The following is a 20,280-nucleotide window of genomic DNA, read 5'->3' as shown; positions in this document are numbered from 1 at the left end:
ATTAAAACCTACTTACTGTAAAAGTAAGTAGGTTTTTTTATTAGTGAACCTTATTTTTCTATCATTCTAAAAATTAGAGTTAAATTTTCAGACACTTTATTTTAATATTTGAGTTTATGTAAATATATCCTTTCAGTTTACAACGCTCTTCTCATCTAGTATAATAATATGGACGATTAAATAACTAGGAGGTAATTTGAATTTATAATTATAGCGCCCGAACTAAGTTCTAAAGGTTAAATTGAGCTTAGTTGACGAGGAAAAAAGTTATCGAAAATTCGGCGGATGCTTTTTCGGAACCAGAGAGTTTCGTTAGATAATGTACAATGGGGTGCACCTTAGTATCTTTAGGAACACAGTGACGACAAGATACTTAGGTACAGCGTATGCAACAGCAACTTAGTTTTTAAGGAAGAATGACGTAAAAAACTTTAGTTGCCACTGCTGGGGTAGATCTTAATATTTCTAGAAACGAAGAGACGACGAAATATTTACAGTGGCTACTAACAAAATATTTCGTCATTACATTCCTTATATTTTGAGTAGCTGTTGTCTAAGTTACTCGATAAGGTTTCTTTTCATCTTTTAGATTCAAGAAACCTAACGATTAACTCATAGCTACAGCGTATGCAACAGCAACTTAGTTTTTAAGGAAGAATGACGTAAAAAACTTTAGTTGCCACTGCTGGGGTAGATCTTAATATTTCTAGGAACGAAGAGACGATGAAATATTTAGATATAGCGTATGCAACAGCTGAGAAACGCAGTATTAGATATAAGAACCCTTAAAATCATTATCCTCTCTCTATTAGACCCATATTACTTTCTTTTAGATTAACATAAACTAAGAGGAGTATAATATTTTTGAGTGAATATAAATTTCATAGTACTTTCTATGAGAGATTAATTAAATAAAGAAAAAAGCGAGGAATTTTTAATATGTGTGGAATTGTAGGATTTGTTGGAGAAGCAAATGGAGTTAAATTTTTAATCGATGGACTTAGTAGTCTTGAGTACCGTGGATACGACTCAGCAGGTATTGCAGGAGTTGTGGATGGTAAGGCTAATGTAACAAAGGCTGTTGGTCGTATTAAAAACTTAGAAGCCCTAATCCCTGGAGATCTTCACCTAGAATTAGGTATTGGTCATACACGTTGGGCTACTCACGGTGGAGTAAACGTAACTAACTCTCACCCTCACCAAAGCTTTAACAAACGTTTCATCTTAGTTCACAACGGAGTTATCGAAAACTTCCAAGAACTTAAAGATAGATTTTTCAAAGATGTAGAACTTGTTTCTGAAACTGATACTGAAGTTATCGTTCAATTAGTTCAAATATACAGCGATCGTGGTCTTGAAACTAAAGAAGCTTTCAAAAAAGCTGTATCTAAATTACAAGGATCTTATGCACTTTGTTTAATCGACACAGAAGATAAAGACACTTTATATGTAGCAAAAAACAAAAGTCCACTTCTTATTGGACTAGGAGAAGAAAATAAAAACTATGTTGGTAGTGATGCTTTAGCAATGATTAAGTACACTAACAACTTCTTAGAAATCAACGATGGTGAAATTGTTATCGTGAAAAAAGATAGCGTAACTATCGAAGATAAAGAAGGTAACGTTGTAGAACGTGAAAGTTTCTCAACTAACTTAAACGCTGGAGAAATTGATAAAGGTATCCACGAGCATTACATGATTAAAGAGATTCATGAGCAAGTAGGAGCTATGCGTAATATCATCTCTCACTACTTTGATGGACATGATGTAAATATTGACAGCGAAATTATTAACAACGTAAAAGATGCGGATAGACTATACATCATCGGATGTGGTACAAGTTATAACGCTGGTTTAGTAGGAAGAAACTACTTCGAAAAATGGGCTGGTATCCCAACAGAGGTACACCTAGCATCAGAATTTGCTTATAACGTACCATTATTATCTAAAAAACCAATGTTCATCTTCCTTTCTCAATCAGGAGAAACAGCTGACCTTCGTGCAGTATTAACAAAATTACGCAGCATAAATGAAGATTATAAATTCTTAGTACTTACTAACGTTGATGCGTCAACTCTATCTCGTGAATGTGACTACACATTATTACTTCACGCAGGTGTTGAAATTGCGGTTGCATCTACTAAAGCATACACTGCTCAAATCGCAACATTAAGCATACTAGCTTACGAAGTAGCAAAACAACTTTCAAAACAACCTAAATTTGATATCGAGCAAGAATTATCAGTAATTACTTCAGCAATCGAATCAATCTTAGATGATACAAAAACTATCAAAGACTTAGCTAAAAACTTATTCACTGAACGTAATGCATTCTATATTGGACGTGGAATCGACTACTATAGTGCATGTGAAGCAGCTTTAAAACTTAAAGAAGTTTCTTACATTCAAACAGAAGGTTTTGCCGGAGGAGAATTAAAACACGGTACAATCGCTCTTATCGAAGAAAGAACACCAGTTGTAGCTCTTATCACAAGTGCAAAACTTGACTTAAATACACGTAGTAACGTAAGTGAAGTAGCTAGCCGTGGAGCTAATACTCTAATCATTACATTAGAAAAATTAGCACGTGAAGGTGACTATGCGATTCCTAACGTAAACGAAGATCTTGCTCCAATCGCAAGTATCGTTGTTACACAATTATTCGCATACTATGCAGCTTATACTAAAGGTTTAGATGTGGATAAACCACGTAACCTTGCCAAATCAGTAACAGTAGAATAATAAATAATTTAAGTAGCTCGGAAGATTTATTTCTGGGCTACTTTTATCTATTCAAAAAAGTTAAGCCTTTTCTCTTTACAAACTTTAGTCTTAGGTTTATAATAAACCTATAATAAATAATTAAATTATCTTCGGGGCAGGGTGAAATTCCCGACCGGCGGTTAAAGTCCGCGAGCGCAAGCTGATTTGGTGAAATTCCAAAACCGACAGTACAGTCTGGATGATAGAAGATATAGAATTAATAAACTTGCACATATAACCTTACTACGTATGTATATTTGTCATACAATGTATTGTGCAATGCTTATTTTTCATACCTTTCAGTCCCGCTTTAAAATTTTTAAAGTGGTGTTTTTTATATCTGATATAGATTTGAAATTCACCGTATTAAAAATTGTATTGCGGTTATTTTTTGCCTATGAAGATAGGAAAGAGGATTTAATATGTATAAAAAAAATGTTCATTCACTTGTTTTAAGTGGAATGCTTGCAGTTATTGCTCTACTTCTATCTTTTTTTAGTTTTGCTGTGCCATTCTTGCCACCATTTCTAAAATTTGATTTCACATTTATCCCGCTGTTCATGGCGTTGTTATTATTAGGTTATAAAGATGCACTTTTAGTGTCATTCTTAAAAAACTTCCTACACTTCGCATTATTATCACATGAGCCAATCGGATCAATTGCTAATATCGTTGTAGAATTTACTTTCATTAGCATTATCGTATTCTTCTACAAAAAAGGTACTGCAAAAACAATCATCGGTGGTATCTTAGGTACTTTAGCTATTACATTATTCATGTCATTACTTAACTACTTCGTGTTACTTCCAGCATATGGATACATCATGAATTTAGCTGATATCGTAACTAACGTGAAAACTATTGTAACTGCTGGTATTATTCCGTTCAACCTACTTAAAGGTGCTTTAATAACATTCTTATTCTTCGTTACTAAGAGTGTTTATAAATCAATACCAACAAGTATTCGCAGTCGTTTTGCATAAAAATAAAACTAAACAATTAATTTAACCATGAAAAATTCCTCCATTACATTCACCTTACTGTAATGGAGGATTCCTTTTTTATTATTTCCTAGGGAATATTTTATTCCAAAAATTATTTTTACACCCTACAATTATCTTATTCACTCAATAGTTCATCTAATTTTTCCGAATGTGCTACTTCTTCTACATTCACATCTTTTTCATCGAGTACCGTATCAATATTTAATTTTTCATCATTATTAACTATTAATCTAGCATAAATTTTTTCTCCAACACTTCTTATACTCTCATAATCAATCTTATAATCTTTTATTTTCGACTTCGCCGTAAATGCCAATTTATCTTTTTCTAAAATTATTTTCTCATAAAAACCACGTGCATCTGCAGTTTTTACGACTCTAACTATTTCTTTATACTTAGGATTATTTTTCATATAAATAACTCCACCTACAGCAGCCATAAATGTTATTGCTCCTAATATTTTCTTTCTCACTTAAACACTTCCTCCTTTTTACAACTACCAATCGGAGATTTTAAAACTCCCTTATTAGTGTACTTTTTAGTTATCTTATATATTATAACTTTTCCGAGTTTTTTGCAATAGTATTTTAATCTTTTCTTGTACTTTATACATTGCTTCCTTTTATCATCAATCTCGTCATAATTTCTTCATATTTATAACAGTCTAAACAATTTAAGTTTAATCGATATGATATTGTAATTGATAATAATTTCTGTAACAATATAAAAATACGTGTGTTTTAGTACAAAAAGTGGTATAATCGTATATAACTATACAATTATGAGAGGTTAAATAATGAAAAAAGCTATTTTGGTTATGACATATGGAACACCTGAGGATTATACATTTGAAGGCGTAGCTAAATTTTTCACGAATATTAGAAGAGGAGTTCGTCCTAACGATGATGAAATCAACTTATTATTAAAAAACTATCTTCGCATCGAAGGTTCTCCCCTTCAAGAAATAACACTTAAAGAAGTTAATTTGTTAAAAGACGCTGTACAAGATGAATATCAAGTATACTTCGCAAATAAATTCTCTTCTCCATATATCCCTAATGTAATTTCAAAAATGGAAGAAGACAACATTGAAGAATGTATTTGTTTAATTTTAGAACCTCATTATTCATTCTATTCTATTATGGGATATGAAAGATTTATTAAGAGTGATAAAATCAAATTTAATATAATAAAATCGTGGTATAAAGAAGAAGAATTAATTGAATTTTGGGCTGATGAAATCAAAAAAATTATCGATACAGAAGTTAAAAATTATAGCTTTAAAGTTATCTTTTCTGCACACAGTGTACCTGAAATTGCTTTGAAATATAACGATCCTTATGTTGATCAAATCTTCGATATGACCAAACTAATTGCAGAGAAAATAGGTCTTGATAAAGATAACTATACAAACACATGGCAAAGTGAAAGCGATATTGGTATGCCATGGATTAAACCTGATGTACTAGAATATTTAAGAGACCAAAAAGAACACCCAAAACACTATATATTTGTACCTCTTAGTTTTATAAGTGAACATATTGAAGTTCTTTTTGACAATGATGTTGAATGTCGTGAACTTTGCGAAGAATTTGGAGTAGCATATCATAGACCACCAATGCCAAACTATGACGCTCGTTTAATAGAAGCTCTAGTTTCTGCAGTTAATGGTAATAAAGATAATCCTTTTATCTATCATAATCCAGAACAAACAACATTTAACGAAATGGATAAAGAAAAAGCCGAGATGCCTGATTTCGTTAAAAAGATGCTAGCTAATAAAAAAGATGGTGAAAAACCCGAAATGCCTGACTTCGTTAAAAAAATGCTGGCTAACAAGAAAGACGACGAAAAACCTGAAATGCCTGATTTCGTTAAAAAAATGCTAGCCAATAAAGAAGCAAGCCGTAAAGCTAAAATTCTTAATTTCGTTAAAAGTATATTCAGCTAAAAATAATATTTTATAAATAAATACTGTAAAAAGATATAACTCTATTTCTACTAGCTAGTAATAGAGTTATTTTTTACACAAAAAATATAAATAAAACCATCTACATCTTCTATAAATCAAATTAATAAACATATTAATTTTTTATTAATTTTTATATATTCCATTGTATATTTTTTAGTTTACATATAAATAACATTGAAGTAACAGTTACCATTTATCTTAATATAATTAAATTTTATTATATAATTTGTTTATACCAAACGTTTTTTATGTTATAATAAAAGTGAAAATTAAAGGAGGATTAAATTTATGAAAAGAAATAAAATAACTTTAGCTTTATCGAGCATATTACTTTCTGTATCTTTAGTAGGTTGCAGTAGTGGCGATGGTCTTAACCGTTCTGCAAAAGACGGAAAAGAAAACGAAGTGGAAAAAGCATCTATCAAACTTGTTAAAGCTACAAAAACTGGGGATTATAACTTAATAAGTGCTGATGAATTAAAAAAATCTATCGATAACAAAGAAGATATGATTTTAATCAACACTATTCCTTCGGATCGTTTTGAAAAAACAAAAATCAAAGGTGCTGTAAATGCCGGTTTACCTAAGGAAATGAAAGATTTAAAACCAGAAGAAAAAGAAGCATTCTTAAAAACTTTAGGTACTGATAAAGATAAAAAAATTGTTATCTATTGTGGTTTTGTTGCTTGTGAAAGAAGCCACGTCGGAGCAGTATTAGCAAAAGAAGCAGGATATAAAAATGTCTATAGATTCCCGGGCGGAATTGCCGCATGGTTAGATGCTGGAAATAGCATTGATAAATAACATTATCTATTGCATCTGTGGATAATTATAAGGATTTACCTCACTTTTGCAATATAAATTAATATTTGTGGATAATTATGAGGATTTATCTACGAATACTTTAATTAAATAATATTTTAATTGTTATATTGTTGAAACAACCCCTTATTTATTTTTCAACAGATCAATCAATATTCCAAATTTTTATCCAAAATTAACAATTTCGCCCAATAAAGAGGCAGCTCGTTTCAGCTACCTCTTTATTTTATTTTTTTCTATTAAATTTAAATATTTCTCTTTTAAATAAAGGAACATTATCAAAATACTCCCCCTTATAGAAAGGGTGACATTTCAAAAGTCTCTTTATAGTTAGGTATGTTCCAAGAAAAAAGCCAAATCTCTTATAACTTTCCATTGCATAACTCGAACAAGTCGGTGAAAATCTACATGTCGGTCTTGTATAACGAGATATATACCTTCTATACAATTTTATTAAAAATATACATAACTTCGCCATTAAAAGCACTCCTTTCTATTTAATTTTAACAATTCACCTCCCCAATTTCAACTTATTGCTCTATGAGATTAAAAACATATACCGATAATGATTATCGTTTATATTTTTTCACCTTGGAAAACATTGATAAATCAACCTTTATTTTAGATAATAATTCTCAATAACTATTATAAGACTATAAACTTTACATCACGTATTCATGGTGCTATAATTTAAGCATAAATTACAAAATAAAGGAGAGAATTTAAAATGACACGTACAACAGAATTAAACAAACTTGTAGCAAATTTAACAGTATTATACACAAAATTACACAGCTTCCACTGGTATGTAACTGGACGCAGCTTTTACACACTACACGAAGTATTTGAAAATTATTACAACTACACAACTGAATCTTTAGATGAAGTTGCTGAAAGATTATTAGCTATCGGAGGACGCCCAGTTTCTACACTTAAAGGCGCTTTAGAAATCGCAACAATCAAAGAAGCAACTGAAAAAGAAACAACTAAAGAAATGGTTGCAGCTGTATTCCACGATTTCGAATTACTAATCAACGATCTAACTCACCTTATGGGTGTAGCTGAAGATGAAGGAGATCAAGGTACTTCTGACCTAGCATTAGGACTAAAAACTCAATTAGAAAAAAATGTATGGATGTTACGTTCTTACCTAGCAGACTAATACATATAGTAAAAGCTATCCATCGCTTTATTGCGATAGATAGCTTTTTATATTTGTTTATGAACTGCGACCTTTTCTATTTAAGATGTTTAGGTTTATAGCATCTACATAATAGTTGATCACCTGTCCATCCTTATCACTTATCTCAACATTCCAAGTCGGTATTAATACTTGATTTTCTGTTTGTGAAATATAAGTATAATATCCTAAAGTTGTACGAACTCTACAATTTTTTGGAATCAAGTCTTCATGATACAGCCTGTTTATAGCTTGATTAGATGTAACTAAGGTTTCGTTTTTATCTTTTCTTATGTTAGAAACTCCTGTTAGAGTAAACCGCTTGATATCTCCATTACTTTCAACTTCAAAAACTATTCTAGCATTTTTATTTGAAAATACTCTGAAACTATCAATCTGTTGTTCATAAATAACCTCATTTTTATTAGAATTATAACTAGAGAATACATAATTTGCACTCAACTTCAATTTTTCAAGTAAAAATGAGTCTAATTCCGCTCTATAACTACCTTTATTAACATTACTTATAGCATTTTCTGAACTAACCTTTAGAGTTGATGTTTTGTCTACATTTTCAACTTCAATCCTCAATCCATTTTCTTCTTTTTTATAATCTTTCAAATCTGAAATAGTTACATTAACATAACCTAAATTATCACGTTTTGTGGCGTTTTCTTCTACAGTTATATTGTCATTTTTCATAGATCGTTCTATTATTTCTTTTTCTTGAACTATTTCAGTTTTATTCTTTTGAACTGTATAGACATAAAAAGTTAATAAGACTGCATTTAAAGCGACAAATAGATAAATAAATAATGTTTTCATCTTGCCCCAATTCATAGTCTCTCTCCCTTGTCTATCTTTTCTTTTATTTTTTTAAAACTCATATATCTATCATTATACTTCACATACCATGCAGGAGTATAACTGAAACTGTTTCTGTCTTTATTATAAGTTTTATCATAACCTAAAACTATATCACCAATTTCTTTTAGATTAACCCTCTCATAAAGATAGTTTATTACGTACTCTGTTTTTTCTACAGAATATAACTCCGCTTCTTTCGATGAAAGGTAAGTCTTAGTCAATTTCTTCGGTGATGTCAGTTTATATATTCCACTACTGTTATCTTCTGATATTATATCAGCAAAACCATCTTTACTAAAGGCTATAGAGTCCTTATACGCTTCTTGGAAAATGCTAATCCCGTCTAAAGCTGTTGTTAGTTGATAATTAGTATCTCCTACATAACCTAACTCTAAGAAACTAATAGTATTATTTATAGCAATAGTAGCTCCTACTTCACGTCCACCTTCATTAGATGGATTTGTATATACTAATCTGTTATTTATAGATCTTAATATTCCATAACCATCAGTCACTTCATCTTCATTACTGATTCTAAGATTATCTTTTTTCTCAAAAATATCTCTCGCCAATTTATTTAAACTAACGTCTTCAGCACTATATTCATCAATAACATTATCTTCATCACCTTCTTTTAGGTATATAAATTTATTATTTAAACTATATTTGGCATAATTTTGCTTTTTCTCATTAAATTTACTATTTATCTTTTCATATATATTTTGTTTTAAAGTAATTTGAAGATAGTTTTTATCATCTTTTTTATATAGATAAATCATATTAGGTCTATCTTTCAATAAAACTATAGTATCAAATTCTAAACTTACGTTTGAATTGTCTTCAGAAAAGAATAACGGTTTAAGTAGTGCCGAGTCCAAAGTAACCTGATAATTTATCAATATTTTTTCAACGTTATTAGTCGTAATATCTTCTATGTTACGGTTTCTAACCCTTGATTCCGTACTCTCACTATCTGAAAGAAGAGACAATAACTCTTTTAATACTTTTTTATCTTTGACTCCTTCTACGCTAGCTACTTTTGTTATTGTATTTTGAATTATAGCTTCTTCCCTTGTTCCTTCTTGGTTTTTCACCACACTATCTGGAATAAGGAAGTTCAGAAGATCATTTTTATTTGAATCAACTGTTTTCTGAGTAGATCTTTTCGTAAAAATTTCGTAATCTGGTTGGTAAGTAATAATAAGATAAGATAAAGTTAAACTTAGTAAAACAAGTATACCTAAAATAACTGATTTTACAGTTTCCTTTTTTCTATTTCTCATATTACTCACCTCTATAACCATTCATCATCTATTTGTTCACAAGGTAGTGTTACAAAAATTATACTTCCATAACCTTCTCTACTTTGTGCCCAAATACGCCCTTTATGAGCTTCTACTATAGTCTTAGCTAGAGCTAACCCTAAACCAGTTCCACCCATACTTCTTTGTCTACTTTTATCAACTCTATAAAATCTATTAAAAATTTTATCAATGTGAACTAAAGGTATCCCTACCCCTTCATCTTTTATAGAAATACTAACCCTATTATGATGGTAATTCTGTCTAACTCTTATAGTAATATTCTTACCGTTTGGAGAATATTTTATAGCATTATTAACAATATTGTCAAACACCTGTGTAAGTTTATCTTGATCTCCTTCGACAAATATCGGCGTTTTAGAAATATGTTTTATAAAGTTCTTCTCTGGATGCGTTAGTGCAAATCTATCTGTAATCTGCTCAAGCATTTTATTTATATCGATGAACTCTTTTTCATAATGCTCTTCTTTAATATCCATTTTCCCAAGTTGCATAAGTTCATTTACCATTCTTATCATACGAGTAGTTTCTTTATGAATAGTGTCAATAAACTGAGGAGCCAGTTCCTTATCTTCTAATACACCTTCTTCTAATGCTTCGATATAGCTATTCATAGTCGTTAGAGGTGTACGAAGTTCGTGAGATACGGTCGATACGAATTCACGACGTTCTTTTTCTTGGCGCTCTTGATCTGTTACGTCATAAAGAACGATAATGTATCCTTCTAGCTCAGTTGACATCTGAGTTAGATCTTCTTTGTCCTCTTTTTCTATCTTAGAGATTTCTGCTCGTAAAAGTAATTCATCACTATCATTAGATGCATTAACAAGAAGACTGTCTTCCGCTTCTAGTATTTCCTCAATACTTTCATATTCTGTAATATTAAGAATCTTTAGAACGTCTTTTCCAATGAAAATTTCATCATCACGTCCGCCTAGCATATCTTCAGCACTAGTATTAATTAAGATTATTTTTCCATTATTATCAGTGGTAATAATCCCATCCATCATACTCTCGATAATAGTTGCAAGCTTCCTACGTTCCGTCTCTGTTACAGCCTGCTCTTCTTCGATTCTCTTAGAAATCTGATTAAATACTTTAGCAAGATCTCCTATCTCGTCATCTGTATCTATACCAACTACAGTACCATAATTTCCTAAAGCCATCTTCTTAACCTGAGAACTCATTTTTTCAATAGAACTCGTTACGGTTTTAGAAGCGACAAATCCTATCACAGTAGTTATTAATATTGATAGTATAGTTCCTACAATAAACAATCTTGAAATACTACTTACCTCTTGATAGACACTTTCTATATCTGCCATAAGTGATATTACACCAACAACTTCGTTATCTTTTTTCACAGGACTTACATAAATCCAGACACGCTTATTACTATCAGCATTGTTCTGAATTTGTTTAGTACTCTCACCCGTTTTTATAACTTGACTAACAAGCGGATCAAAAGATCTTTTAGCAAGATAATCATCATTTCCATTTTTTGATGAACTTGCTAAAATTTTCGAGTTATTATCAATAACTTTTACAAGTAATAATTTCTGGATATTAAATTCACTAACTAGTTTTACTATTCCACTTTTCGAATCTCGATTATTGCTTGTAGAATCTTGGCTAGGATTATTCTCCGCATCCGTCGACTCTTCTCCACTCTTCGTACTATCCTTATCAAGCTCCTCACGAATGTGGTAATTTAATATTTTTTCTTGTTCGATAATATTTTGTTCAAATGTATTTATATTACTGTTTCTTAATTGTGTTGTAAAGAACAATCCGATTAATTGTAACGATATTATGTTAACTAATACATATACTATTACGAACTTAGTTCGGATTGATGAAAAGAATCTTTTCTTTAATTTCTTACCGAAAAAACTCATTACTCTTCACCTATAAAGTAACCAACACCACGACGTGTCATTATATATTCTGGTTGTGATGAATCATCTTCTACTTTTTCACGTAATCTTCTTACAGTCACGTCAACTGTTCTAACATCTCCGAAATAATCATACCCCCATACTGTTTGCAGTAAGTTCTCACGTGTTAAAACTTGGCCACGGTGTTGAGCAAGATAGTAGAACAAGTCAAATTCTCTACGTGTTAGATCAATTTCTTCACCATTTTTCTTAATAACATAAGCTTCTGGATAAATTACAATATCCTTGATTACAAGGTCACTACCACTCTTCTCTTCTACAACTTCTTCTTGTTGCTTAGTAACACGACGTAGGTTTACCTTAACCCTAGCCATAAGCTCACGTGTTGAGAAAGGTTTAGTCACATAATCATCAGCACCGAATTCTAATCCTAAAACCTTGTCTATCTCACTATTTTTTGCTGTTAGCATAATAATTGGAATATTCTTTTTAGCACGTACTTCTCTACATACTTCCATTCCATCTTTTTTCGGCAACATCAAATCTAATAGAATCAAATCAGGATTTTCACTAAAAGCAAGTTCCACCGCTTTTTCTCCATCATTAGCAACTATTACATCATAACCTTCTTTTTTTAAATTAAAATCTAGTATGTTAGCAATCGGTTCTTCATCATCGACTACTAGTATTTTATATTCTGCCATCATCTTCCTCCTTAGATTAATACTAAGTATTTTTATATATTCTTACTTGTTCGCAAGAATGCATATAGCTATCTACATTATATCATTTTTCTCCAATAAGTTACAACTTTAAGCAAGCGATTAACACTCTATCACTTACGAGAAAACACAAAGTTTTTATAACAACCTATAAAACACATAAACCTGCCATTATACACATACAAAAAAACTCCTCATCTGACAAAAACGTCAGACAAGGAATCTATTATTGTTTTTCTTTAGCTTTCTGAATATTTCTTAATATAGCTTTTATAAAAAATTCAAAGTTAACATTGTATGGATTCTTATTCAAATTAGAGATTACAGTATCGCTAGTAAGAAGAATATTCAATTGCTTTTCTAACTCTACTATTCGTTCCTCAGAAAAATTACTTAATATCCCTATCTCTGCCAAACCAAAATCTTTATATTCTGAAGATAAATACTCATCTTGACTTTCTCCACCCTCAAAAGAACTTCCGAATGACTTCTTATATATATCTAAAAAACTCTTAATCCCGTGCATTCCGGCTTCTTTAACTATAATTTCATCACCAACATAATAACCAATAGAAAGCAACTCAGCTATACGCGTAAATATATCATACTCCGAAACAACCCTTTTAACAGAACCTGTAAAAAAAGCTTTCTTAATAGCAATTTTTTTCATATTTCTAAGATATTTCTTCATACGCGTAGTGTACAACTCTTCATCAACTTCTTTATCCATAAAAATATCTATACCACTTATTAAATATACAGGAGCAGCATTGAAAACTACACTTTCCTTCACATCATACTCAATAGCAACTCGCTGCACAATACTTCCACCTAAAGAATGCCCAGTTAGTATGATATCATCACCATATTTTTTCTTCATTCTTGTATAAAATCTATAACACGGAGTTAAATGTTCCCCTTGACCTAAACAAACCCCTACAACATCAGCATACATATCTTTTTGTCTATCAAAGTAAAAATTCGTGCCTGTGTAAGATAAAATATAATTCCCTTCTACAACATTTTCAAACAAAGTTCCGCTACTCCCTGTTTTTTCATCGTAAAAACTACATATATAATCTAACTCTTGCGGAAAGTTATTTACTGTTTTTTGAAGATTTACATATTCACGTATCACTCTTTTGGGAACTTTGATTTTATCCATCGCTTCTATATGATACACTATAAACGATGCGTAACTTGTCACTTCAAACAATCTATCCATTACTATTTCTATCCATCCTCGTAATATTTCTTAATAAGTATTTTATCACAAACAATTAATTTTTTCTTATTTTTTCGTTATGAACAGTACTTTCTCAAGTTAAGTTTTCAATTTTTTTTGATTTTTTTTAAAGACAGAATCATAATTGATTATGATTTTCAATTAGCTATTTAAATCAATAATTATTTTTGATATAATAATTGTATAGATTTAATAAATACGGAATCAACTTATAGGATAATAATTTCCACATCCTAAGTAGGAGGCTAAATTATGAAAATTTTACTTGCTTATTCTAGCAAAACAAAAAACACTAAAAAAGTAGCCGAGGCTATCTATGAACAGATAAAAGATCAAGGGGAAGTTGATCTACTCGACATAAAAAAACAACGAAAAAAACTAGAGAAAGAATACGACTTTTATATTTTAGGAGCATGGACAGATAAAACAAATGCTAATAAAAATATGCAACGTTTTGTAGATCAACAAGAGATACACGGAAAAGATGTCGCTCTATTCTTAACTTGCGGTGTCCCTCGTGAACATTATCACGCTGATGATTCTATTAATAATTACATCGCATTTATGAAAGAAAGAAACAATAGAATCCACGAAACATTTGTTTGTCAAGGTAAAGTTGATCCAAAGGTTATGATAGTTTTCAAAATTCTTACTTGGCATGATCCTAACTTCATTCACAAGGTTACACCAGATCTTGTAGATATGGTTAAAGAATCTAAAAAACATCCAGATCCAAAAGACTTAAAAGATGCACAAATTTGTTTTAGTAATCTATTAGAGCATAAACTAGCTCACGCAACAGTATAAACAGTAATTTAAATTTAAAGACAGTTATCCACCAAATAGAGATAGCTGTTTTTTTAATATTTATAGCTATTTTTTCTATAAATTTCACATTTTAAATTTAATATCCTCCAATATTTTTCTCTTTATTAGTGAATTTATTTTTTCATTAATTAGGATTTTTACAATATGTATTAACAAAATTATTTTAATTAATATATATTTTTTCATAAGGTTACATAATAATTAAATTATTCACTATAAACTCAACAATAAAAGGTTTTATCAGATGAACCACCTGTTTAATAGTTATAATTTCTATCCCCATTATACATAATATACTTCAATATTAATTATTATAAATTCACTATTGCTTTAAAATATTTTGACTTTTAGTTTATAAGGTTGTAAAATATTTTAAGTGATATGAACTCATATCATCCAAATTCAATATAATGGAATTTCGCCGACGAAATTTCTTAGGAGGAATTATGATAAAAAAAGAATTTAGTAGCCTTTTAAAAAGCAAAGGTTTAAAAGCTACCATGGCTACCGTTCTTCTAGTTCCTGTTTTATATTCAGGAACCTTCCTAAAATCCGTTTGGAATCCATATGACAACACTGGAAACATGAAAGTCGGGGTTGTTAATCTAGACCAAAAAGTAGATTTTAATGGAAAAACTCTAGAAGTCGGGAATTCAATGGTCGATAAACTAAAAGAAAACAAAAAAGTAAATTGGCAATTCGTCGATAAAGATACAGCTGATAAAGAACTTCGTGAAGGAGACTACTACATGGTAGTTACAATTCCAGAGAACTTTTCTAAAAATGCTACATCTTTATCAAACGATAACCCAGAAAAAATGAACATCGACTTTACTACCAATTTTACAAAAAGTAAAAATGGTGAAAAAATTATGGAAACTGTAGCAAGTAACTTAACAAACACAGTTAAGGATCAAGTTGTAAAAACTTATACAGCTACTTTATACAGTAAGTTTTCTGAGATTGGAGAGTCTCTTCACAAAGCAGCCGATGCTTCAAATACACTGAACAACGGACTTGGTCGTCTTAGTGAAGGTGGCCAAAAACTTGGTAGTGGTATCAACCAACTTGCCGATGGTTCTGGTCGACTTTCAAATGGACTTGGTCGCCTTAGCGATGGTGGGCAAAGACTTAGCAGTGGTATTAACCAACTTGCTGACGGTTCTGGTCGACTTTCTAATGGACTAACTCGTCTTAGCGATGGTGGAATAAGACTTAGCAGCGGTATTAACCAACTATCTGAAGGATCATGGAGACTGACTGCTGGACTTTATCGTCTTAGCGATGGTGGAATAAAACTTGGTAACGGAATTAATGAACTTGCTGACGGTTCTAAACGTCTATCTAACGGACTAACTCGTCTTAACGATGGTGGTGCTAAACTTGGTAACGGGATTAACGAGCTTTCTAATGGTTCTAAACGTCTAACCGACGGACTTTCTCGCCTTAGCGATGGAGGAGCTAAACTTGGCAATGGAATTAATGAACTTTCTAATGGTTCTAAACGTCTAACTGATGGACTTTCTCGCCTTAGTGAAGGTGGACAAAGACTTAACAACGGAGTTAACGAACTTTCTGATGGCTCTAAACGTCTAACTGACGGACTTTCTCGTCTTAGTGAAGGTGGGCAAAGACTTAACAATGGAGTTAATGAACTTTCTGATGGCTCTAAACGCCTAACTGACGGACTTTCTCGTCTTAGTGAAGGTGGGCAAAGACTTAACAATGGAGTCAACGAACTTTCCGATGGTTCTAAGCGCCTAACTGACGGACTTTCTCGTCTTAGTGAAGGTGGCGCTAAACTTGGTGATGGAGTATCTCAATTACAAAGTGGAGCTGGAAGATTATCAGATGGACTAAGTTCATTAAACGATAAAAAAGACGCGTTAATCTCCGGTGTAAATGAACTTACTGAAGGATCTAATAAACTTACTATCGGTTTCGATACATTTAAAGCTAAAAGTATTATGCTTACTTCTGGTTTCAATTCTCTATATAACGGAAGTAAAGAATTCCAAGCTGGACTTTTAAAATATACTAACGGTGTTCTTACACTTAATGAAAAATTACTAGCTAAAAAAGAAGATTTAGAAAAACTGAATGCCGGAAGTGCTACATTAAACAATGGAATCGATAGATTATCAGACGGTATTTCACAAATCAATTCTGGACTTGCAGCTAAAAAAGATGATCTTAATAGACTTACTGCAGGTGGAGCTGCATTAGGTGATGGAGTAGCTAAACTTTCTGAAAATACTCCAAAACTTGTCGATGGAGCTGATAAACTAAACACAGGATTAAACGCATTAAACGCTAACTTACCTAGTGGTAGTGATTTAGCAGCTAAGAAATCTAGTCTAAACTCTACATTAGATAAACTAAAAGGATTAAAACTTACTTATAGAACACATTTTAATCCACTTAACAGTGCTTTTGCAGAATTAGGTTCTCAACTGGAATCTATAAAAGCTCTTGTAGATCGTATAGAAACACAATCTACCACGACTACTACAACTACAGCAGCACCTGCTCCAGCTCCTGCAGCCACTAATTTTGCAAACTTGGAGCAAACATTATCATCAATGCAATTAACACCTGAGCAAAAAGCAAGTATCCTTGCTGCCGCTCGTAACGATGTTGCTGCTACACCAGCACCTGCTGCTCAACCAACTACTACTGTTCAAAACAATAGCAGTAACAACAATAGCCAGATTAAAGCTGAACTTTCTTCAGCAGTATCTAGCGCAAACTCAAAATATTCAAGCATGAAATATCGTGTAGGAAGATTAAACTACATCCAAACTCAACTTGATAAATTCGATGTAAATACACTTTCTTCTGAACTTGAGGGAACAATTAGTGGTTTTTCTAGCATCAAAGACGCTGTTGGTAAACTTTCTGCTGGTAGTGGTCAATTAAAAGCTGGACTAACAATAATGAATGAAAAAACTCCTACCCTTATGGCAGGATTCAATCAATATAAAGGTGGAGTAGATGCTACAGTATCTTCTCTAACAACAGGGGACTTAGCAAACGGTCTAAACCAACTTGCTAATGCTACTCCAAAACTTAAAGATGGTGTAACAAATTACACTAACGGTGTAAGTGCTCTTACTACATCAATGACTACAGGTGAGCTAGCACAAGGTGTTGGAACACTTGCAGCTAAAGGATCTGAACTACAAGCCGGATTCGATAAACTAGGTGGTGGTATCAGCATAATGCATGAAAAACTTCCAGAATTAGCTGGTGGAATCGATGCTTTAGTTAACGGAAATGCAAGAATCAATGCAGGACTTAACAAACTTCAAGCTAAACTTCCAGAATTAAGTATCGGTATTAAAGAACTTGATAACGGTGGTAAAAAATTATATCAAGGACTAACAGATATGAAAGCTAAAGCTCCAGAACTACTTAACGGACTTAACAGTGCTAAAGAAGGGTCTGAAAAACTTTCTAATGGTTTAGCTGCTATGCAAGCTAAAGCTCCAGAACTACTTAACGGACTTAACAGTGCTAAAGAAGGGTCTGAAAAACTTTCTAATGGTTTAGCTGCTATGCAAGCTAAAGCTCCGGAATTAATCAATGGAGTTAATGCTGCAAAAGAAGGGTCTGAAAAACTTTCTAACGGTTTAGCTGCTATGCAAGCTAAAGCTCCGGAATTAATCAATGGAGTTAATGCTGCGAAAGTGGGTTCTGAAAAACTTTCTAATGGTTTAGCTGCTATGCAAGCTAAAGCTCCAGAATTAATCAACGGGGTTAACACTGCTAAAGATGGTTCTGAAAAACTTTCTAACGGTTTAGCTGCTATGCAAGCTAAAGCTCCGGAACTACTTAACGGACTTATCAACGCTAAAGTTGGTTCTGAAAAACTTTCTGGCGCTCTTACAATAATGCAAGCTAAAGCTCCGGAATTAATAGGCGGAGTTAACACTGCTAAAGACGGTTCTGAAAAACTTTCTAACGGACTTGCTGCTATGCAAGCCAAAGCCCCAGAATTAATTAATGGAGTTAATAGCGCTAAAGATGGAGCTAACAAACTTCACGGCGGACTTACTGCTATGCAAGCTAAAGCTCCGGAACTACTTAACGGACTTAACACTGCAAAAGCTGGATCTGATAAACTTTACAGCGCTCTTACAATCATGCAAGCTAAAGCTCCTGAGTTAATCGCAGGATTAGATAAAGCTAAAGATGGGTCTGGTTTATTAGCAGATAAACTTTCTAGCGGAGCTGATAAACTATCAGCAGCTAAAACTGGAGACAAAAATGTAGACATGATGTCTAACCCAATCAAAACTAATATTAGCGACATCTCAGAAGAAACTAGCTACGGAAACGCAATGGCTCCATTCTTCTTAGTATTCGGACTTCTAATTGCAGCTGCGGCATTTAACATCCTATTCCCAGCTCGTAAAGCAGAATACGGAGAGTCAACAAATAGTCTATTCACTTCGAGACTTGCATCAATGTCTACATTCGCAGTATTAGCTACACTTATCGAAGTTGTAGCGATGAAATTATTATTCGACTTTAGAATACAAAACTTCGGAATGTACTTCTTCGGATTAATACTTTCAGGTATCGTGTTTATGATAATAACACACTTCTTATCATACACGTTCGGAAAAGTTGGTAATGCTATTAGTATCGGATTTGTAGCTTTACAATTCGTTCTAACTACACCACTTTTCCCTAAAGAAATGTTACCTTCTCTATACAGTGGATTAATTCCGTTCACACCTGTTTACTACGGTGACATGGCAGTTCGCCACGCTGTTCTTGGTGGTTTAACTGATGGAATTTACAACAACTCTATATTAATCTTAGTTGTTTTAGGAATAATATTCTTAACTCTTACTTACATCTCTTACAACAAGAATAATAAAACTGTTGTGAATTTAGCAAAATAACAAAAATAATGACCACCCCTGAAAAGGGGTGGTTTTCTCTTCGGGTATAACCCTTTGTTACTAACACGCACCTCAAGGCACTGGCTTTCACATTCGTTTAAGCCCTATTGTATTTTGACGCCCGCTACCCGTTAAACGGGTTTATCTACTTTTTCTTATTTCCAAATGGATTTGTATATTCTTTTGTTGTCGATTTATCTATTGAAATGTCATGAGTTTCTTGTTCTCTGATATATTTTCTTATTATACTTTCATTCAAACCTACAGTACTTACATAGTATCCTTCTGCCCAAAATTTTCTATTCCCATACTTATATTTCAAGTTTGCATGCATATCAAATATTATGAGTGAACTTTTTCCTTTCAAATACCCCATAAAACTTGATACACTATATTTCGGTGGTATTGATAACTGCAAATGTATATGATCTGGCATTATATGTCCTTCTATTATTTCCACTCCTTTATACTTACATAACCTTTTTATTATATCTACTATATCTCGTTTGTATTGATTAAATTCTATTTTTCGTCTATACTTAGGGGTAAATACAATATGGTATTTACATAACCACTTTGTATGCGATAAACTATTATGTTTGTTTGCCATAATTAAAATCATCCTTTCTTTATTTTAGAGCTTGAACTACTCTTATTTTATCAAGAAAGGATGATTTTTCAATTGTTTAACTTTTATCTCGCACCCGCATAGCGGGTGGTTTTTTGTTTCGGAGACTTTGCCT

General features: G+C 32.1%; 15 protein-coding genes and 1 riboswitch. Of the genes, 7 read left to right on the top strand and 8 right to left on the bottom strand.

The window, feature by feature from the left end:
- The first annotated feature begins 939 nt into the window (after positions 1-939).
- Both glmS and FOC48_RS08665 read left to right on the top strand, forming a co-directional pair.
- Positions 940-2,742, top strand: a complete 1,803-nt coding sequence (gene glmS, locus FOC48_RS08670; RefSeq protein ID WP_003147493.1) for a glutamine--fructose-6-phosphate transaminase (isomerizing) — start codon at positions 940-942, stop codon at positions 2,740-2,742.
- Between the two features lie 123 nt (positions 2,743-2,865).
- A riboswitch (FMN riboswitch) is annotated at positions 2,866-2,978 on the top strand.
- A 207-nt stretch (positions 2,979-3,185) separates the two neighbouring features.
- A complete protein-coding gene (locus FOC48_RS08665; protein ID WP_003147491.1) occupies positions 3,186-3,746 on the top strand; it encodes an ECF transporter S component in 561 nt (186 codons plus the stop codon).
- 136 nt (positions 3,747-3,882) lie between these two features.
- Here the strand turns inward: FOC48_RS08665 and FOC48_RS08660 are convergent, their stop codons facing one another.
- The gene (locus tag FOC48_RS08660; protein ID WP_003147490.1) at positions 3,883-4,239 is read right to left on the bottom strand and encodes a DUF1310 family protein; all 357 of its coding nucleotides are present in this window, start codon (positions 4,237-4,239) and stop codon (positions 3,883-3,885) included.
- Positions 4,240-4,563: 324 nt separating this feature from the next.
- Between FOC48_RS08660 and hemH the strand changes: the two genes are divergently transcribed.
- Positions 4,564-5,718 carry a ferrochelatase gene (hemH, locus tag FOC48_RS08655; protein ID WP_003147489.1) on the top strand — a complete coding sequence of 385 codons (1,155 nt, stop codon included), beginning with the start codon at positions 4,564-4,566 and terminating at the stop codon, positions 5,716-5,718.
- 309 nt (positions 5,719-6,027) lie between these two features.
- Positions 6,028-6,543: a rhodanese-like domain-containing protein gene (locus FOC48_RS08650; protein WP_003147488.1), complete on the top strand. Its 516-nt coding sequence runs from the start codon at positions 6,028-6,030 to the stop codon at positions 6,541-6,543.
- A 244-nt stretch (positions 6,544-6,787) separates the two neighbouring features.
- Here the strand turns inward: FOC48_RS08650 and yidD are convergent, their stop codons facing one another.
- Positions 6,788-7,039, bottom strand: coding sequence for a membrane protein insertion efficiency factor YidD (yidD, locus tag FOC48_RS08645; RefSeq protein ID WP_003147487.1), 252 nt, complete (start codon positions 7,037-7,039; stop codon positions 6,788-6,790).
- Positions 7,040-7,288: 249 nt separating this feature from the next.
- Between yidD and FOC48_RS08640 the strand changes: the two genes are divergently transcribed.
- Positions 7,289-7,723, top strand: coding sequence for a Dps family protein (locus FOC48_RS08640; protein ID WP_003147486.1), 435 nt, complete (start codon positions 7,289-7,291; stop codon positions 7,721-7,723).
- Positions 7,724-7,780: 57 nt separating this feature from the next.
- Here FOC48_RS08640 and yycI read toward each other — a convergent pair whose 3' ends face one another.
- The 5 genes from yycI to FOC48_RS08615 all read right to left on the bottom strand — a co-directional run bounded on the left by yycI (position 7,781) and on the right by FOC48_RS08615 (position 13,775).
- A complete protein-coding gene (gene yycI / locus FOC48_RS08635; RefSeq protein WP_003147485.1) occupies positions 7,781-8,581 on the bottom strand; it encodes a two-component system regulatory protein YycI in 801 nt (266 codons plus the stop codon).
- Positions 8,578-9,891, bottom strand: a complete 1,314-nt coding sequence (yycH, locus tag FOC48_RS08630; RefSeq protein ID WP_003147484.1) for a two-component system activity regulator YycH — start codon at positions 9,889-9,891, stop codon at positions 8,578-8,580. The genes yycI and yycH overlap by 4 nt, the downstream gene beginning before the upstream one ends.
- 11 nt (positions 9,892-9,902) lie before the next feature.
- Positions 9,903-11,828, bottom strand: a complete 1,926-nt coding sequence (locus FOC48_RS08625) for an ATP-binding protein (protein ID WP_003147482.1) — start codon at positions 11,826-11,828, stop codon at positions 9,903-9,905.
- A complete protein-coding gene (yycF, locus tag FOC48_RS08620) occupies positions 11,828-12,532 on the bottom strand; it encodes a response regulator YycF (protein ID WP_003147481.1) in 705 nt (234 codons plus the stop codon). Before yycF ends, FOC48_RS08625 begins: the two co-directional genes overlap by 1 nt.
- 244 nt (positions 12,533-12,776) lie before the next feature.
- Complete coding sequence (locus FOC48_RS08615) at positions 12,777-13,775, bottom strand: Tle-like phospholipase domain-containing protein (protein WP_003147479.1); 999 nt, start codon at positions 13,773-13,775, stop codon at positions 12,777-12,779.
- A gap of 273 nt (positions 13,776-14,048) precedes the next feature.
- On the opposite strand from FOC48_RS08615, the gene FOC48_RS08610 reads away from it, so the two are divergent.
- The gene (locus FOC48_RS08610) at positions 14,049-14,603 is read left to right on the top strand and encodes a flavodoxin family protein (RefSeq protein ID WP_003147478.1); all 555 of its coding nucleotides are present in this window, start codon (positions 14,049-14,051) and stop codon (positions 14,601-14,603) included.
- A gap of 467 nt (positions 14,604-15,070) precedes the next feature.
- Positions 15,071-19,537 carry a YhgE/Pip domain-containing protein gene (locus FOC48_RS08605; protein ID WP_172497936.1) on the top strand — a complete coding sequence of 1,489 codons (4,467 nt, stop codon included), beginning with the start codon at positions 15,071-15,073 and terminating at the stop codon, positions 19,535-19,537.
- A 145-nt stretch (positions 19,538-19,682) separates the two neighbouring features.
- On the opposite strand, the gene tnpA is transcribed toward FOC48_RS08605, so the two are convergent.
- A complete protein-coding gene (tnpA, locus tag FOC48_RS08600; RefSeq protein WP_172497934.1) occupies positions 19,683-20,147 on the bottom strand; it encodes an IS200/IS605 family transposase in 465 nt (154 codons plus the stop codon).
- Positions 20,148-20,280 lie beyond the last annotated feature (133 nt).

The sequence above is a fragment of the Gemella haemolysans genome (genome assembly GCF_012273215.1).
Classification (GTDB): Bacteria; Bacillota; Bacilli; order Staphylococcales; family Gemellaceae; genus Gemella; species Gemella haemolysans_A.
This window is presented reverse-complemented; position numbering and strand designations above follow the sequence as displayed.

Coding starts and splice junctions, on each gene's coding strand:
- glmS (WP_003147493.1), top strand. CDS start 940: ATGTGTGGAATTGTAGGATTTGTTGGAGAAGCAAATGGAGTTAAATTT.
- FOC48_RS08665 (WP_003147491.1), top strand. CDS start 3,186: ATGTATAAAAAAAATGTTCATTCACTTGTTTTAAGTGGAATGCTTGCA.
- hemH (WP_003147489.1), top strand. CDS start 4,564: ATGAAAAAAGCTATTTTGGTTATGACATATGGAACACCTGAGGATTAT.
- FOC48_RS08650 (WP_003147488.1), top strand. CDS start 6,028: ATGAAAAGAAATAAAATAACTTTAGCTTTATCGAGCATATTACTTTCT.
- yidD (WP_003147487.1), bottom strand. CDS start 7,039: ATGGCGAAGTTATGTATATTTTTAATAAAATTGTATAGAAGGTATATA.
- FOC48_RS08640 (WP_003147486.1), top strand. CDS start 7,289: ATGACACGTACAACAGAATTAAACAAACTTGTAGCAAATTTAACAGTA.
- yycI (WP_003147485.1), bottom strand. CDS start 8,581: ATGAATTGGGGCAAGATGAAAACATTATTTATTTATCTATTTGTCGCT.
- yycH (WP_003147484.1), bottom strand. CDS start 9,891: ATGAGAAATAGAAAAAAGGAAACTGTAAAATCAGTTATTTTAGGTATA.
- FOC48_RS08625 (WP_003147482.1), bottom strand. CDS start 11,828: ATGAGTTTTTTCGGTAAGAAATTAAAGAAAAGATTCTTTTCATCAATC.
- yycF (WP_003147481.1), bottom strand. CDS start 12,532: ATGGCAGAATATAAAATACTAGTAGTCGATGATGAAGAACCGATTGCT.
- FOC48_RS08615 (WP_003147479.1), bottom strand. CDS start 13,775: ATGGATAGATTGTTTGAAGTGACAAGTTACGCATCGTTTATAGTGTAT.
- FOC48_RS08610 (WP_003147478.1), top strand. CDS start 14,049: ATGAAAATTTTACTTGCTTATTCTAGCAAAACAAAAAACACTAAAAAA.
- FOC48_RS08605 (WP_172497936.1), top strand. CDS start 15,071: ATGATAAAAAAAGAATTTAGTAGCCTTTTAAAAAGCAAAGGTTTAAAA.
- tnpA (WP_172497934.1), bottom strand. CDS start 20,147: ATGGCAAACAAACATAATAGTTTATCGCATACAAAGTGGTTATGTAAA.